Source organism: Pseudarthrobacter sp. CC12 (assembly GCF_039907755.1).
GTDB lineage: Bacteria > Actinomycetota > Actinomycetes > Actinomycetales > Micrococcaceae > Arthrobacter > Arthrobacter niigatensis.
The window spans coordinates 26,205-43,199 of record NZ_JARDJH010000028.1; the positions used below are offsets into that span (position 1 = coordinate 26,205).

14 protein-coding genes are annotated in these 16,995 nt (G+C 66.4%); 10 read left to right on the plus strand and 4 right to left on the minus strand.

Annotated elements, in window-relative coordinates:
- Window positions 1-44: 44 nt before the first annotated feature.
- Window positions 45-503, plus strand: coding sequence for an HNH endonuclease signature motif containing protein (locus PV772_RS17010; protein WP_347886903.1), 459 nt, complete (start codon window positions 45-47; stop codon window positions 501-503).
- A gap of 40 nt (window positions 504-543) precedes the next feature.
- On the plus strand, window positions 544-2,403 hold the full coding sequence (locus PV772_RS17015) for an ABC transporter ATP-binding protein (protein ID WP_347886904.1): 1,860 nt from the start codon (window positions 544-546) through the stop codon (window positions 2,401-2,403).
- Window positions 2,404-2,415: 12 nt separating this feature from the next.
- Here the strand turns inward: PV772_RS17015 and PV772_RS17020 are convergent, their stop codons facing one another.
- On the minus strand, window positions 2,416-3,021 hold the full coding sequence (locus tag PV772_RS17020) for a hypothetical protein (RefSeq protein WP_347886905.1): 606 nt from the start codon (window positions 3,019-3,021) through the stop codon (window positions 2,416-2,418).
- Between the two features lie 122 nt (window positions 3,022-3,143).
- Between PV772_RS17020 and PV772_RS17025 the strand changes: the two genes are divergently transcribed.
- The 7 genes from PV772_RS17025 (at window position 3,144) to PV772_RS17055 (ending at window position 14,131) form a co-directional block, all read left to right on the plus strand.
- Window positions 3,144-4,280, plus strand: coding sequence for a GuaB3 family IMP dehydrogenase-related protein (locus PV772_RS17025; protein WP_141159838.1), 1,137 nt, complete (start codon window positions 3,144-3,146; stop codon window positions 4,278-4,280).
- A 99-nt stretch (window positions 4,281-4,379) separates the two neighbouring features.
- The gene (locus PV772_RS17030; RefSeq protein WP_141182076.1) at window positions 4,380-6,119 is read left to right on the plus strand and encodes a glycerol-3-phosphate dehydrogenase/oxidase; all 1,740 of its coding nucleotides are present in this window, start codon (window positions 4,380-4,382) and stop codon (window positions 6,117-6,119) included.
- 38 nt (window positions 6,120-6,157) lie between these two features.
- Complete coding sequence (locus PV772_RS17035; RefSeq protein WP_141159840.1) at window positions 6,158-6,646, plus strand: PTS sugar transporter subunit IIA; 489 nt, start codon at window positions 6,158-6,160, stop codon at window positions 6,644-6,646.
- Between the two features lie 81 nt (window positions 6,647-6,727).
- The gene (locus PV772_RS17040; RefSeq protein ID WP_141159841.1) at window positions 6,728-7,606 is read left to right on the plus strand and encodes an SURF1 family protein; all 879 of its coding nucleotides are present in this window, start codon (window positions 6,728-6,730) and stop codon (window positions 7,604-7,606) included.
- Complete coding sequence (locus PV772_RS17045; protein ID WP_141159842.1) at window positions 7,603-8,109, plus strand: DUF3817 domain-containing protein; 507 nt, start codon at window positions 7,603-7,605, stop codon at window positions 8,107-8,109. Before PV772_RS17040 ends, PV772_RS17045 begins: the two co-directional genes overlap by 4 nt.
- Window positions 8,110-8,212: 103 nt before the next feature.
- The gene (guaA, locus tag PV772_RS17050; RefSeq protein WP_347886906.1) at window positions 8,213-9,802 is read left to right on the plus strand and encodes a glutamine-hydrolyzing GMP synthase; all 1,590 of its coding nucleotides are present in this window, start codon (window positions 8,213-8,215) and stop codon (window positions 9,800-9,802) included.
- Window positions 9,803-9,931: 129 nt separating this feature from the next.
- Window positions 9,932-14,131 (plus strand): DUF4011 domain-containing protein, encoded by a 4,200-nt coding sequence (locus PV772_RS17055; RefSeq protein WP_347886907.1) that lies wholly within the window; start codon window positions 9,932-9,934, stop codon window positions 14,129-14,131.
- Window positions 14,132-14,142: 11 nt separating this feature from the next.
- Here PV772_RS17055 and PV772_RS17060 read toward each other — a convergent pair whose 3' ends face one another.
- From PV772_RS17060 to PV772_RS17070, 3 genes are all read right to left on the minus strand, one after another.
- Window positions 14,143-14,871, minus strand: a complete 729-nt coding sequence (locus PV772_RS17060; RefSeq protein ID WP_347886908.1) for an RcpC/CpaB family pilus assembly protein — start codon at window positions 14,869-14,871, stop codon at window positions 14,143-14,145.
- 109 nt (window positions 14,872-14,980) lie between these two features.
- On the minus strand, window positions 14,981-15,253 hold the full coding sequence (locus tag PV772_RS17065) for an FmdB family zinc ribbon protein (protein ID WP_347886909.1): 273 nt from the start codon (window positions 15,251-15,253) through the stop codon (window positions 14,981-14,983).
- 110 nt (window positions 15,254-15,363) lie between these two features.
- Window positions 15,364-15,984, minus strand: coding sequence for a 5-formyltetrahydrofolate cyclo-ligase (locus PV772_RS17070; RefSeq protein WP_347886910.1), 621 nt, complete (start codon window positions 15,982-15,984; stop codon window positions 15,364-15,366).
- Between the two features lie 105 nt (window positions 15,985-16,089).
- On the opposite strand from PV772_RS17070, the gene galU reads away from it, so the two are divergent.
- Window positions 16,090-16,995: a UTP--glucose-1-phosphate uridylyltransferase GalU gene (gene galU, locus PV772_RS17075; RefSeq protein ID WP_141182071.1), complete on the plus strand. Its 906-nt coding sequence runs from the start codon at window positions 16,090-16,092 to the stop codon at window positions 16,993-16,995.

Here is a 16,995-nt window from a genome sequence, read left to right on the forward strand (position 1 = left end):
ACGAACCCGCAGTGCTGGACGGCTTCGGCCCAATCCCGGCATCGATGGCACGGAAACTCGTCGCCGGTGGGGCGGAGTCGTTCTACCGGGTCCTGGTCGACCCGCGGGACGGTGCACCCCTGGAAATCGGCCGCAAAAACTACCGGCTCACCGGGCCCATCAAACGCTGGATCAGGCTGCGCGATGCCCAGTGCACGTTCCCCGGCTGCACCAACAGGACCCCCGACAACGAAACAGACCACCTCACCGCCTGGCAACACGGCGGCACCACCAACGTCAGCAACCTGGCCCAGCTCTGCCGCAAGCACCATCGGCTCAAACACCACAGCCAATGGACCCCCGGCCCGGCCACGAGCAAGGACCCACCGGGCTGGACCTCACCCACCGGGCGCTTCTACAAACCCGACCAGCAGGAGGCAGAACCAACCCACTGGCCACCAGGAAGCCTGCCAGGGCAAAGAAGTATTCTGGAGGAAGCACTCGTGCTGCGTCTCGCTGGCTAGCGGCCGTTTTTCATGTCCAGTCCGGCGCTAGGCTGATTCCATGTCCCAACCGCGCCATCCGGCGGAACTGGCCCCTAAACGCGACCCGCAAAAGCGGCTGGCGCTGCGTCCCTATGCCAAGGCCGTGGCCCAGGTTCTCCGGGTGAGTTTCCGCGCCTCCCCGGGCGCGGTGGTCATGAAAGTGCTTGGCTCGCTGATTTCGGCCGTGCTGCCGCTGGTCACCACCTACTTCGCGTCCCTCACCACCACGGCTTTGGCGGCAGCCTACGCGGGCGACGCCGCGGCGGGGCGCCTTGCGATCGTCTACGTCGTCGTCACTGCCGCGCTGGGTCTCTTCTGGGGCGCCTTCAACAGCATCGACCGGTATATCCAGCAGTTGATGAGCTTCAAGGTGGGGGCCATCGTCGGTGACCAGATGTACGAACGCTTCCTTGCCCTCGAGTTCTGGCGGTACGACGACAAGGAGACAGTGGACCTCTACGACCGTGCCAAACGGTTTTCGGATTCGTATGCGCGCGTCCTGGACCGCATCGCAGCAATCTTCACCCAGTTGATCTCAGTCATCCTGGCCATCGGCGCCCTGCTGCTGGTCAGCTGGTGGATCGCCGTCATCGTCCTGGTGGCCATCGTCCCCAGCGTGTACCTGCAGTTCAAGCTGTCCAGGGAGCAGATCGCGCACTGGAACACGCAGGTTGATTCACGCCGCCAGCGCCGCATGATCGAGACCAACCTCCTCCGGCCGCAGCACATTGCCGAAATGCGGCTTTACGGCATCGTCAGTTTCCTCATGGACCTTCGCTCGCGCCTTCGTGATGCGGACGAGCGTCGCCGGCTGGACTACCAGCGCCGGTACATTCCCAGGCAGTTGGCTGCGGACGCCCTGCAGTACGGTGCCGAGGTGGTGTCCTTGATTTGGGTGGTGGGGCAGATCATTGCCCGCGCAGCCCCGGTGGGCCAGTTCCTCTACGTACAGCAGATCGTCAGCCGTGCATTGTCCACGGCCAATAACCTGGTGTCCTCGCTCAGCTCCATTGACGAAGACCTCGCGAACCTGAAGGACTACGAGCTGTTCATGGCGATGCCCGTGCACTCTGAGCATGCCCCGCCGCTGCTGGAAGCCCCGCGGGAAATTGAGCTGAAGGACATCCGCTTCACCTACACCGGAAGCGACATCGAAGTCATCCGGGGCATCAGCCTCACTATCCGGCGGGGCCAGCACATCGCCATCGTGGGTGAGAACGGGGCCGGGAAGTCGACGCTGATCCGCATCCTCGCCGGGCTCTACCGGCCTGACTCAGGCCAGGTCCTGCTCGACGGCGTGGACCTCGCCGCCGTCGACGTCACCTCCTGGCACCGGCACTTGGCCGTGCTCAGCCAGGAGTTCCTCAAGTATGAGTTCGCCACGGCGGCCGAGAACATCTACTTCGGGGACGTCGACTCGGCCCGGGATGATGAACGCATCCGCAGGGCGGCCTCGGACGCGGAGGCCCTGGAATTCATCAACAGGCTGCCCAACGGCCTGGACAACCACGTCAGCAACTGGATGGAGGATCCACGGGGGCGGAAGGGGAGTGGCCTTTCGGGAGGCCAGTGGCAGCGCCTTGCCATGGCCAGGAACTTCTACCGGGACGCGTCCTTCATGGTGATGGACGAGCCCACCTCCGCCATCGACGCCCTCGCCGAGCACCGCATCTTCACCCGGCTCTTTGCGGACCGCAGCAGCACCATCATCGCTATCAGCCACCGGCTCGCCACCATCGAGAAGGCGGACGTCGTGTACATGCTGGAGGACGGGGAAGTGGTGGAGGAGGGCACGCACAAGGAGTTGGTTGCCCTGCGCGGCCGCTACTTCAGGATGTTTGAATCGCAGCTGACGGTCGATGAACCTGAAGAAGTCTGACGCGGCTGCCCGTCATGCCTCCACAACTGTGGTTCGGACGCGGGCAAGGCTTGGCCGCGGCGGCACGCTGCTGAAGCCGAACGTGACGGCGGGCCGGATGGGAGCCAGCGCCCCGGCGTCGGATCCTTCCCAGCTGACGACGGCGGAGGTCACGTGGTGCAGGTCAGTCACCCCGTAGAACTCAGCCCTGCCGCTGCCGGCAGTGCCGTACGTGCGGGCGCCGGGTGCGGCGAGGGCGGCGAGCGGATTGACCGCGGCGAGCCACCGGGGATGGACCGCAAGGCGCCGGGGCACTGCCCGCAGCGCTGTTCCCAGAAGGGTACGCGGTCCGGTGGCAGCCCGGATGGCCAGCGGGCCGGCGTCGACCGTTAACACCTGTCCGGCGAGCGAGGCGTGAACCTCCCCGACCTGTACCTCGTCAAAGCTGTATGTGGCCGATATGAAGCTGGCCACTTCGGGTGAGGGAGCCAGCAGCATCCGGTGCCCCGAAGGCTGCTGCACCATGACATCGGCAAATGAACCAAAGGGGGAGTCCTGCCAGATGCCCACGACGGCGCGCAGCCCGGAGGCAGTGCCAATCCCGGCGATGTGCCCGTCGAAAATCCAGCGTGCGCCCATCACGCCACTCTAATGGGAGGCCAGGACGGGTCCGCCGTCGATGGCAACGCTCCAACCGGCAGCGCTACCCGGACGGACACAGCCGGGCCAGTTCACCGAAGCCGCTGGGATAACCTAGAGCAGTGACTTATGAGATCGAGATCGGCCGTGGCAAGCGTGGGCGTCGTGCCTACTCCCTGGATGACATTGCAATCGTCCCCAACCGTCGCACCCGCGACCCCAAGGACGTCTCCGTCTCCTGGCAGATCGACGCCTATCAGTTCGAGATGCCGGTGATCGCCGCGCCGATGGACTCGGCCATGTCCCCGGCCACCGCAATCGCCCTCGGCAAGCTGGGCGGCCTTGGCGTGCTGGACCTGGAAGGCCTCTGGACCCGGTACGAGGATCCGCAGTCGGTCCTGGACGAAATTGCGGCGCTGGAGGACGAAACCAACAGCCCCGCCGTGACCGGGCGCATGCAGGAGCTTTACCAGGCCCCCATCCAGCCGGAGCTCATCACCTCCCGCCTGGCTGAAATCCGCGAAGCCGGCGTCACCGTTGCCGGGTCCCTGACCCCGCAGCGCACCCAGGAACACTACAAGACCGTCCTGGCGGCCGGCGTCGATATCTTCGTCATCCGCGGCACCACCGTGTCCGCCGAGCACGTCTCCAAGGACCACGAGCCGCTGAACCTCAAACAGTTCATCTACGAACTCGACGTCCCGGTGATCGTGGGCGGCGCAGCAGGTTACACCCCGGCGCTGCACCTCATGCGCACCGGCGCCGCAGGCGTCCTGGTCGGCTTCGGCGGCGGCGCCACCACCACCACCCGCCGCGCCCTGGGCATCCACTCGCCCATGGCCTCCGCCATCTCCGACGTCGCAGCCGCCCGCCGCGACTACATGGACGAGTCCGGCGGCCGCTACGTCCACGTCATTGCCGACGGCGGGATGGGCACCTCGGGCGACATCGTCAAGGCAATCGCCATGGGCGCCGACGCCGTCATGCTGGGCAGTGCCTTGGCCCGGGCAGAAGAAGCGCCGGGTAAGGGATGGCACTGGGGCCAGGAAGCGCACCACACCGAACTGCCCCGCGGAGACCGCGCCAACGTGGGCACCGTCGGCCCCCTGCAGGAGGTCCTCTTTGGGCCCGGCCACCACACCAACGGCACGTCCAACCTCATTGGCGCCCTGCGGCGCTCCATGGCCACCACCGGATATTCCGACCTGAAGGAATTCCAGCGGGTCGACGTCGTGGTGTCGCCTTACGCCGGCAACTAACGCTCCGCGGCAGGGCGGGCGCTGGCCCGCCCTGCCCAAGCACGCCACGAGCAAGTAGTGTGGGTTTACTACCGGCACGAGAGGCACTGGAGGCGTTCAATGAAGAGTGTTCCTGCAAACGGCGGGGTCCTTGGCCCCGAAGCCAGGGAAGCATCCATCCAGCGGCTGCGCGCCACCACGGAACCCGGCCAGGAACTCGACATCCTGATTGTGGGCGGCGGCATCGTCGGCACGGGAGCCGCCCTTGACGCCGTGACCCGGGGGTTGAGCGTCGGCATCGTCGAGGCAAGCGACTGGGCTGCGGGGACGTCATCCCGGTCTTCAAAACTTATCCATGGTGGCTTGCGCTACCTGGAAATGCTGGACTTTGCCCTGGTCAAGGAGGCCCTGCAGGAACGCGGGCTGCTCCTCTCCGAGATTGCCCCCCACCTGGCCCGGCCGGTGCCGTTCCTGTATCCGCTGACCAAACCCTTCATCGAGCGGCCCTATGTTGGTGCCGGCATCGCCCTCTATGACGCCATGTCCATCTCCAGTGGGCACAGCCGCGGCGTCCCGTTCCACAAGCACCTGAGCAGGCGGGGCACCCTGCGCGCCGCGCCCAGCCTGAAGGACGACGCCTTCGTGGGGTCCATCCGGTACTACGACGGGCAGGTGGACGACGCCAAATACTGCGCCAACCTGGTCCGCACTGCTGCCTACTACGGCGCCCATGCCGTGAACCAGATGAAAGTGGTGGACTTCCTCCGCGAAGGCGAGCGGGTGGTCGGTGCCAAGGTGGAAAACCGCGAAGACGGGAGCCAGTTCAGCATCCGCGCCAAACAGGTCATCAATGCCACCGGCGTATGGACCGACGAAACCCAGGCCATGGTCACCGACCGCGGCCAGCTGAAGGTCCGCGCCTCCAAGGGCATCCACCTTGTGGTGCCCCGCGACCGCTTCCAGTCCACGGTTGGCCTGATCCTGCGCACCGAGAAATCGGTCCTGTTCGTCATCCCGTGGGGACGGCACTGGATCATCGGCACCACCGACACGGACTGGCACCTGGACAAGGCCCACCCTGCCGCTTCCAGCAAGGACATCGACTACGTCCTGGAACACGTCAACCAGGTGCTGAAACGGCCCCTGACCAGGGAAGACGTCGAAGGAGTCTACGCGGGGCTGCGGCCACTGCTGGCCGGCGAAAACGACTCCACCGCCAAGCTCTCCCGCGAACACGTCGTGGCGCACCCCGTCCCCGGGCTGGTGGTGGTTGCCGGTGGAAAATGGACCACTTACCGGGTCATGGCCAAGGATGCCGTCGACGAGGCCACCCGCACCATGGATGAGCGGGTCCCGCCGAGCTGCACCGAGACCATCCCGTTGCTGGGTGCCAGCGGTTTCCGGGCGGCCTGGAACCGCCGGAACCGCACCGCAGAGGAATCCGGTGTCCACGTGGCGCGGATCGAGCACCTGCTCAACCGGTACGGCTCCATGACGCCTGAGGTCCTGGCCATTATTGAGCAGAACCCGGAGCTGGCGGAGCCACTCCCCGGCGCCGACGATTACTTGCAGGCAGAGGCGGTCTACGCCGCAAGCCATGAAGGTGCCCGCCATGTCCAGGACGTCCTCACCCGCCGCACCAGGATCTCCATCGAATCCTGGGACCGCGGAGTGTCGGCCGCTCCCGTTGTCGCTAAACTGATGGGTGACGTCCTCGGCTGGAGTGACACGCAGCGTGAAAACGAAGTCCGCCACTACCTTGCCCGCGTGGAGGCCGAACGCCTTAGCCAGCAACAGCCGGACGACGAATCCGCAGACGCCGCCCGCCTGGGCGCGGAAGACATCGTGCCCTTGCGTTGAGGGGCCGTTCGCCCCACTGCTGACCGAAGGGATACGCCTTGGCGGAACCACTGGACCCGTATGACGCCCACCTGACCACCGCCGACATGGTGATCCTGGAAATGGAGGCGAAGGACAAGACCGACGCCACCAACCAACTGGCAGAGCGGCTCTACGCCGCCGGGCGGATCTCGGACCTTGACGGGTTCCTGAAGAACGTCAACGCCCGGGAGCATCAGCTGGCTACGGGGCTCCCGGGCGGCATCGGGCTGCCGCATGCCCGCAGCGAGTTCGTATCGCAAACCTCCATCGCCGTCGGCATTGCCAAGTACGGCCACGCGCTGGATTTCGGAGCCGCCGACGGCCCCGCCACGGTCATCCTGCTGATCGCCACCCCGGCCAGCTCGTTCTCCGACCATCTGGAAGTCCTGGCCACCCTGGCCCGGTCACTCTCCAAGGAGTCATTCCGCGAGTCGCTTCGGCGTGCCTACGACGCAGAAGTAATCGCCGAGCTCATCAACTCCAGCCTGGTGTTCTTCGACCACTAGGCGCATCCCCGGTCCCGCCTCCGAGCCCGGACGCCCCTTGGCGTTTAGTTGTTCTACAGAAGTACGAAGTACGGTTAAGACGTGTGGAAAACAGCCCTTAAGCCCCGATGGATCGCAGGCTTTATCTTCGCGATCGCTCTCTCCGGGGTCTTCGTGCTGCTGAGCCAGTGGCAGTTCGGCCGCTCCACCCAGCCCGAGGTTCCGGTCAACCCCGCCACTGAACAGGTACAGCCACTCACCACCACCCTGCAGCCGGGTGAATTCTTCCACGGCAGCGTTGCCGACCAAATGGTCACCGCGCAGGGGACGTACAGCCCGGACAAGCAGGTCCTGGTTCCCGGCAGGCTCCACGACGGAAAGACCGGCTACTGGGTCGTTTCAGCCTTCGCCGTCAAAGATGCCCCGGCCCTGGCCGGCGCAGGCGCCTCACCGCAGACCTGGATCCCGGTGGCACGCGGGTGGGTCGCGGAACCCGGGGACGCGGCAGCACCGCCGTCGGGACTTGTTGAACTGACCGGGCGGCTGCTGCCGTCCGAAGCGCCGGTGGCCGGGAAAGCGCCCAAAGCGGGGGAGGCCTCCGCCGTCTCCGTGGCGGAACTCATCAACTACTGGGAGGTGAGCAGCTATCCCGGCTTCGTCTCCGCCACCGCAGAGGTGGTGGGCGGCCAGGATGTGAGTGCCTCCGCGGTGCCAGGGAACCTCCTTCCATTGGACATCGGACCCCAGCCGCCCGCCCAGCACATCAACTGGCTCAACCTCTTCTACTCCATCGAGTGGGTTGTCTTCGCCGGCTTCGCGCTTTTCATCTGGTGGCGCCTGGTCAAGGATGACTACCACCGGGACCTCGAGGAGGCCCTTGACGACGCCGACGATGACGGGCACGACGAACAGCACCAGCTTCCACAGCAGGCCAAACAGCACCAGCAGCCTGACCAGCACCAGCAGAAGGTACAGCCATGATTGATCCGAAACCGGCCACCCCCTCATCGCAGGCCTCCGGCAAGAGCTCCGGGAAGAAACGCCGTTTCGGCGGTACCGAGGCCCAGATCCGGTCGGCCCTGAAGTTCTACAAGGTCATGGCCTACCTCACCGGCACCATGCTCCTGCTGCTGTGTGCGGAACTGGTGGCACGCTACGGCTTCGGGCAGTACCTGTTCGCCGGGGGGACCAACGCGGTGACCGGGCAGCCGTTCGGCTTCGGGTTTGCCGACGCCGAACCGGCGGGGGTGCTCAACGGCATGAACGTCTCCGTCACCGTGCTGATCGTCCACGGCTGGATGTACGTTGTGTACCTGATCTCGAACTTCCGGCTCTGGTCCCTGATGCGCTGGCCGTTCCTGAAACTTGTCCTGCTGGCACTGGGCGGTGTGGTGCCGTTCCTGTCCTTCATCGTCGAAAAGAAGTTCCACGCCGAGGTGGAGGCCGAGCTGGCCGCCAACCCGCAGGCACCGCAGCGCTACTGAAACGTGCCTCGCGCGCGCCGGCCACCCGCCGTCGGACGTCTGCTCCGTCACAGCCGGGCCTCTCAAGGTGCGCCGGTGCAAGGGCGCAAAGTAGGCTATTACGGTGACTACTCCCACTGCATCCCAGACTTCCCAGAAGCCGGTGCTGGTTGTTGATTACGGTGCCCAGTACGCGCAGCTGATTGCCCGCCGCGTCAGGGAAGCGAACGTGTATTCGGAAGTGGTTCCGCATACCTGGTCCACCGAGCAGCTCCTGGCCAAGAATCCCGCCGCCATCATCCTTTCCGGCGGACCTTCCAGCGTCTATGCCGACGGCGCCCCCAGCGTGGGTGCCGACCTCTTCGAAGCGGGTGTTCCCGTCTTTGGCATCTGCTATGGCTTCCAGGCCATGGCCAACGCCCTGGGCGGCAAGGTGGACAAGACCGGGCTGCGGGAGTACGGATCCACGGAAACCACCATCCTGGGCGAGGGGCGCTCCGTGCTGGAGGGCATGCCCCAGCACCAGAAGACCTGGATGAGCCACGGCGACTCCGTCCACCGGGCGCCGGAAGGCTTCGAAGTCCTGGCCACGACGGCGGGCGCGGAAGTGGCCGCTTTCGCCAACGAGGAAAAGGGCCTCTTCGGTGTGCAGTGGCACCCTGAGGTCAAGCACTCCGCCTACGGCCAGCAGGTGCTCGAGAACTTCCTGTTCAACTGCGCCAAGATCGAACCCAACTGGACCACCGGCAACATCCTCGAAGAACAGGTGGAGCGCATCCGCCGGCAGATCGGGGATGCCCGTGTCATTTGCGGCCTCTCCGGCGGCGTCGATTCCGCCGTGGCGGCAGCACTGGTCCAGCGCGCTGTGGGCGACCAGCTCACTTGCGTGTTCGTGGACCACGGCCTCCTGCGCGAAGGCGAAGCCGAACAGGTGGAGCGCGACTTCGTGGCCGCCACCGGCGTGAAGCTGTACGTGGCCAACGAACAGGAGCGCTTCCTGTCCGCGCTGGCCGGCGTCAGCGATCCCGAGACCAAGCGCAAGATCATTGGCCGGGAGTTCATCCGCGCCTTCGAAGAAGCAGAACTGGCCATCATCGCCGAGGCCGCAGCCCACGGCGAGAAGATCAAGTTCCTGGTCCAGGGCACGCTTTACCCGGACGTCGTCGAATCCGGCGGCGGCGAAGGTGCAGCCAACATCAAGAGCCACCACAATGTGGGCGGCCTCCCCGATGACCTGCAGTTCGAGCTCGTTGAGCCGCTGCGCGCACTGTTCAAAGATGAGGTCCGTGCCGTGGGCGCCCAGCTCGGCCTGCCGCAGGAAATCGTCGGCCGCCAGCCGTTCCCCGGCCCAGGCCTCGGCATCCGGATCGTCGGCGACATCACCAAGGAGCGGCTGGAACTGCTCCGCAAGGCCGACGCCATCGCCCGCGCCGAACTGACCGCAGCCGGGCTGGACAACGAAGTATGGCAGATGCCCGTGGTCCTGCTCGCGGAGGTCCGCAGCGTGGGCGTCATGGGCGACGGCCGCACCTACGGCCACCCCATCGTGCTCCGTCCGGTGTCCTCCGAAGACGCGATGACCGCCGACTGGTCACGCCTGCCGTACGACCTGCTTGCCCGCATCTCCAACCGGATCACCAACGAGGTTGACGGCGTCAACCGGGTGGTGCTGGACGTTACCAGCAAGCCGCCGGGAACCATCGAGTGGGAATAGCGTCCTAGTGGCCGGCCTCCGTCAGCGGAGGCCGGCCACTGCCTTTTCCCAGCGAATTCCCCGGCAATTTCCCGTGCCCCAGTGTTGCGGTCTCTCAAGTCCGGCGCCGGAGCGGCTACTCTCGAATCTATGCCGGTATGGTCCAGGGCGTCACGTGCAAACGCAGAAAAGAAGGCAGAAGTGTCAGTTGGTCAAGGCCACCCGGAAGGCTCCGAAGAGCTTCGTAAATGGCTCTCCGGGCTCAAACCCGTCACCGGCGCGGACACGATGCTGCGCTTCACCAAGACGCCGGAAGGTTCCATCGACCTCACTTCGGCGCACCCCTCAGGCCTCGCCCAGCTCATGGCCGGGCGCCGCACACGCCTGTCCACCCTGATTCGTGACCGGCAGCAGTATGTCGTGGCCGCCAGGGCGTCGCGCAACATCCGGTCCAAGATCTTCGAACTCGCCAACGACCGCGGCATCGATGCCGGGTACCTGTCCGCAGGCACCGTAGTGTGGACGTCCGCCGTCGGCGGCAAACCCCAGCGCGTCTCCGCTCCGGTCATGCTGACCGCCATCTCCCTCACGGTCCGGCCGGGAGAGGATGACTTCGAACTGCAACTCACCGAACAGGCCCAGATCAATCCCGCCCTGGTCCGGCACCTGAAAAACATCCACGGGATCGTTTTCGACGTCAATGCCGTGACCCGCCTGGCCTACAGCACCGCCCGGTTCGACCCCCAGCCCGTCCTGGACCGGCTGGCCACCCTTATCCGGCCCATCCACGGCGTCGAAACCCAGCACAACCTGCTGGTGTCCACCTTTGCCGACCTGTCCGGCAACCTGGACGACCCCTGGATCAACGATTCCAACCCCATCGTCTCCGCCCTGGCCACCGCTGCCGGCGGTGAAGTGATAGACGTTGAGGATCCGGACCCGTCCCGCTTCCCGCACCTGGACAACCGGCACCCCAAAGACGAACTGCTGCTGCTGGACGCCGATACGGACCAGCAGTACGTGGTCGACGCCGCCCGGGCGGGCGACTCCCTGGTGGTCAGCACCCCGCCGGGAACGGGCCAGACCCAGACCGCCATTAACACCATCGGCGCGCTGGTGGATGCCGGCAAGACGGTGCTGGTGGTGGGCGACCGCCGCGCCAGCCTCAATGAGGTCTCCGGCCACCTGGAGTCACTGGGACTGGAATCCATCCTGTTCCAGCTGACCGGAAACGTCACGGCCCAACAGCTGAAGGGCCAACTGGTCCGGGCAATCGTCCGCAACGAAAAGTCGTTGGAACCGCAGCTTGGAAACCTCCACACCACCCTGACCGAACACCGGCATGCCCTCATGGACCACGTGGCATCGCTCCACAACGTCCGCGAGCGGTGGGGCTGCTCGCCCTACCAGGCCATGCAGTCGCTTGCCGAACTCACCTCCATCCACCCTGCGCCGGCCACCACCGTCCGGCTCAAGCGAAGCGTCCTGGACAGCATCCGGGACCGTGAAGAACTGGCCGGCCGCCTCCGCCGCGCAGCCGAACTGGGCAGCTTCAGCAAGGCCGCCACCACCAGCCCATGGCACGGCGCCAGGCTGCTGACCCGCAAGGAAACCGAGGAAGCCCAGGACCTGGTCCGCTCCGTGGCCAAGAGCCTTCCCGCCCTGCGCGACCGCATGGACGCCGTTGCGGAGCACGCCGAAATCCGTCTGGGCGAATCCTTCGCGGAATGGGGCGAACAGCTTGAACTGCTGGTGGCCGTCCGCGGCAGCCTGGACAAGTTCACCCCTGACATCTTCGACCGGCCGGTGACCGACCTCATCTCCGCCACGGCGCCGTCCGCCTGGCGGCGTGAGCGCGGCATTGAACTGACCGCCATGCAGCGTTCCAGGCTGCGCCGGGTGGCCAAGGAGTACGTCCGTCCGGGCGTCCACATCGCCGACCTGCACTCGTCCCTGGTGCTGGTCCAGGAACAGCGTGCCCTCTGGGCGGCCTACGCCACCACGCAGCGCCATCCCGCTGTTCCCTCAGGCCTGGCCGAGATGATTGCCATGTACCGGTCCCTTGACCAGGAGCTGGCACAGCTGGGCGCGGCACTGCGGCACACGGAGGACGGCGGGGCACTTTCCACCGTTCCTTACACGCAGCTGATGGAGCGCCTGGAACGCCTGGTAGCGGACACCGACACGCTCAAGACCCTGCCCGAACGCACGCTCCTCATCGAGAACATGCGCGAACACGGGCTGGGTGAACTTCTCGCCGACCTCGCCGAACGGGAAGTTCCGGAACGATCCGTCGCCGCGGAGCTGGAGCTGGCCTGGTGGCAGTCCGCCCTGGAGGCGATGATCAGCGGCGACGACTACCTGGCAATGTCCGACGGCGATGCCCTCCGCCAGCTCGAGGCAGAGTACCGGCTGGCTGACAACGCGCACATTGCCAGCGGCGCCGCCCGGTTGCGGTGGGACCTCGCGGAACGGTGGCGCACAGCCATCTCTGCCCAGCCGCGCCAGGCAGACCTCCTGCGCAGCCTGCTCAAGGACGGCAGGGTTTCCCTGGCGTCCCTGACTGCCCAGGCACCGGAGCTGATCGGCACCCTGGTTCCGGTGTGGTCGGTCAGCCCCTACCTGATGACCGGACTGCTACCGGCCGAACAGCACTTTGACGCCGTCGTCATCCTTGACGCCGAGGCCACTTCGCTGCAGGCTGTCCTGCCCTCCATTGCCCGGGCACGGCAGGTGATTGCGTTCGGCGATCCCCGCATTGCCACGCCGCGGACGTTCACGGTAGGGGTGGAGCGGCTGGCCGCTGGAGAGCCCGCCCATCACCGCGTCGAGAGCGCATTCACCGCCCTCTCTGCAGTGCTGCCGGTGTGGCGGCTCAACGTGGTGTACCGGGCAGTGGACGAGGACCTGGTCCTGCAGCTCAGCAAGAATTTTTACGACGGCGGCCTGCGCCGTCTGCCCGAAGGCCAGTCAGCCACAGGCTTGGACCGGTCCCTGCTGGTGGAATACCTGCCGGACGGCACCGGCCTTCCCAGCGCTGACCACGAGGGCGTGGAGTCCGTGGTGGCGGAGGTCAACAGGGTAGTGGAGCTGGTGTTCGAACACGCCCGCCTGCGTCCGCGGACCTCCCTGGCGGTCGTCACCGCCAGCCTGCGGCACGCCGCCAGGATCGGCGAGTCCATTAGGCTCCAGCTGTCCAACCAGCCGGGCCTGGCCGGGTTCTTCGGCGCCGGCCCGGAGTCCTTCCGCGTGGTGGACCTGGAACGCGCCCAGGGCCTGGTCCGCGACCACGTCATCTTCTCGCCCGGATTCGGGCGGACCCCGCACGGCCGTGCGCTCCACAACTTTGGGCCGCTGTCCGCTGAAGGCGGCCGGGAGAAGTTCGCCCTGGCCATGACCCGGGCCCGCCGTTCCCTGCACGTGCTCACCTGCTTCCGGCCCGAAGACCTGGACCACACCCGGCTTACCCACGGCGCGGTGGACCTGTACGCGCTTTTGGACCGGGAAATCGCCGGCAACACGGACCTCGGTACTCCCGCGTCCCGTGCTGCGGCCAGTGAACAGGCACTTGGCGCGGACCCGTTGGTAGCGGACCTGGGCGACCGTTTGCGTGCCCGTGGCGCCAGGGTCTGGCACCAATACGACGGTGCCATTGACGTGGTTGCGGCCGCGGACCCCTTGAACACGATGGGCCAGGATGATTCCGACATTCCGCGACCCGTAGCGATCGAGTCCGACGGAACTGCGCAGTACCGCACCATGAGCGTGCGTGAGCGCAGCAGGCTGCGCCCGCAACTGCTGGAACGCCTCGGCTGGCGGTACATGCCGCTGTGGACCATCGAGGTCTTCACGGACCCCTCGTCCTGCGCGGACCGTATTGCCGGCTACCTGGGCTTGGAAAAGATGGTGCTTCCGGGCCGCGCCAGCCAGTCCGTGGGGTTCCTTGACGACGACGTTGACCAGGCGCTCAATGGAATTGATTCTGCGCCGGCCGCGGGAGCTTCCTACCTGTCCCGGGATTCCGGCGCAGCACGGGACGGCGGCGGTGGACGCCAGGAGGCGGACCCCATGACTGAGGAAAAGAAGCCTGCAGACGGCAGGCCTGAGGAAAACGGCCGCGAGGAAGAGATGCGCCAGGACGAGAACGTGAACAAGCAGCCGGAAACAGCAGCTGATGGCGGAGTCCCTGCGGGGCCGGCCGCTCCCACCCCCACGTCCCGGACGGCTCCGGGTGGTACCGGGGCGGTCCTCCCCACCAAGGCCGCGGAGGACGATGCCCGCAGCTGGGGTGACCGCGAGGAGGACCACGACGCGTGGCTGAAGGAACAGAAGCCGCCGCACTGGGGCTGACCGCCACCAAGTCACTGCGGGCCGACCAAAACAAAGAACAGCCTGCCTTGGGTGGAGGCTCCGGCCAGGCGGGATGATTGTTCGGCCGTGGCTGCCACCACGATGAGGCCATCCGTCTCCGAGGTACCCAGCCATTGTCCGCTCTGGCCGCCCTTGTTGGAGGTCCACAGTACCGGGACGGCGGACGCCAATACTTCGGAGGGACCCTGCTGGTCGAACCCGTTGGCTGATGTGAGCACCACATTGACCAGCTGGCCGGGGGAGACCAGTTGGATGGACGAAGGGTCAGCCATTCGCAGTGGCACAGCGGCAGACCCCGGCGGCGTACCTGCTAGGAGCCCAGGGCCCACCAGCTGGGCATCGGACAAAAGTTGGCCCTTCCGCATCGGCGCGGCCAGCTGCTTGCCCTTGGCGGCGGCCTCATCCTGGAGGAAGCCATCGGCGACCATGCCGGGCGGCACCTGGACCCGCGCCACGTCCGCTTCGGTCACCGCTGTCCCCGCGGCCAGGTCGCGGGCAGCGGCCAGCGCAGTAGCTGTGGAGAGCGGGGCGGGGGTGACCTGCTGGACGGCGACAGCGGCGGCTGCTGACAGCAGCAGGGCAGCGGCAAGCCTGCGGTTGCGGTTCAGCCAGGCGGCGAGCCGGGCGGCAGGCGGACGCTTCCCGGGGCTGCGGCCGACGCCGCCAGTGTTCGTTGGATACCTGATGCCGGTGCGGCCACGGCGGGGGAATATGGGCATGCGCCCACGCTAGCTGTAGCCGCAACCGCCCGGGAGCCGGGACTGCGGCTATGTGGACAAAAGCGGCCGGCGCTGGAACGCGCCGGCCGCCGTCGAAAGAATGTGCCCGTTAGCTCGCGGCAGCTGCCGGTGCCGCCGCGGCGGGGGCGGCAGCGGGTGCGGACGGAGCCGAAGCCGGGGCGGGGGAGACGGAGCTGCCCTTGGAATCGCGGGAGTCCGTGCGGTAGAAGCCGGAGCCCCTGAAGACCACGCCAACGCTATTGAACTTCTTGCGCAACGTGCCCTGGCATTCAGGGCAGGATGTCAGGCTGCTGTCCGAAAACGACTGCACGATGTCGAAGGCGTGGCCGCAGTCCTTGCAGGCGTAAGCATATGTTGGCACTGGTGCTCCTCCTCTTGGGCAAACGAGAGGTCCCGTGCTGCCACATGGTTAACCATTAGCAGTCGCAGGGCCTGAGTGCTAATTCTATCACTGCGCCGCCGGCCGTGTGCTCAGGCCGCCCCGAACAGGGGCCGGTGCCCGGAGGGCGAAAGAACGGCCGGAACGGGCCTGTCGAACTCCTCTGCTGGGATGCTGCCGGCGGGCAGTAATTCATCGTCGTAGATAACAGCGGACAAAGGGATTTCCTTCCCGGCCGTGGCCAGGTGCCCCAGGAATTTGTCGTAGTAACCGCCGCCTTGGCCAATCCTGTTGCCGGCAAGGTCCACCGCTGTGGCCGGAATAAAAAGCACCGACGCATCGCCCGCGGTTTCGGGGCCATGGCGGTGCCCCGCAGGCTCCAAAATGGGGGCATACCTGCTGCGTTCGAAGCCGGTGTCCGGCGTCCAGAAAACCCAGCTCAGCTCCCGTGCGGGTTCGCACACCGGCAGCAGGACCTTGTGCCCGCTGCGGTACAGGGCGTTGATCAGCGGCAGGGTGGGTGGCTCCTGGCCCACGCCAAGGTAGACGCACGCAATGCCAGGGCGGCCCTCCGTGACCGATCCGGCCCACGCGTCCCCGTGGGTGGCCAGAGCCAGGCCCGCTGCTTCAAGCTGGGCCGGCGCGAGGCCTGCCCGCCTGCGGCGATGACTGGCCCGGATCCCGTCCTTGATGGCGTTCGACTTCTGCAGCATGTTGTCCTCCCTGCGTCGCCCCGTGGTCCGCAGCCTGCAGCCCGGGTGCCGGCCCGTCGCATCGGTAGTTACTGAAATACTTGACGCTGACGTTAGATTAGTCCGGTGAACACCAGTAATCCCAGAGTCCGCAAAGCCGTCATTCCCGCAGCGGGCCTGGGCACCAGGTTCCTCCCTGCCACCAAGGCTATGCCCAAGGAAATGCTTCCCGTCGTGGACAAGCCTGCCATCCAGTACGTCGTGGAGGAAGCCGTCCACGTGGGCCTCAGCGACGTGCTGATGATTACCGGCCGCAACAAGCGGGCCCTTGAGGACCACTTCGACAGGGTGCCATCCCTCGAATCGACCCTCCGGGAAAAGGGCGACACCGAAAAGCTCGCGTCCGTTCAGGCAGCGAGCCAGCTGGGCGATATCCACTACGTGCGGCAGGGCGATCCGCACGGGCTGGGGCACGCAGTGCTCCGGGCAAAGCAGCATGTGGGCAATGAAGCCTTCGCTGTCCTGCTGGGCGATGACCTCATCGACGCCCGCGACGAACTCCTCAGCACCATGATCGACGTGCAGGCCCAAACCGGAGGGTCCGTCGTCGCCCTCATCGAAGTGGAACCGTCCCAGATCAGCGCCTACGGTTGCGCCGACGTCCAGGAGATCGACGGCGGAGACTACGTTCGGGTCAACCGGTTGGTGGAGAAGCCCTCGCCCGAGGAAGCGCCGTCCAACCTTGCACTGATCGGACGCTATGTCCTGCACCCCGCCGTGTTCGAAGTCCTCGAGCACACGAAGCCCGGCCGTGGCGGCGAAATCCAGTTGACCGATGCCCTCCAGGAACTGGCCACCGGTGACGGCGAGGGGCACGGAGTGTACGGCGTGGTGTTCCGTGGCCGCCGCTACGACACCGGCGACAAGCTGAGCTACCTCAAGGCCTGCGTCCAGCTGGCCATCGACAGCGAGGACCTTGGCCCGGGCCTGCGGGAATGGCTTCCGGGCTTCACCGCCGGCCTTTCCCGGTAG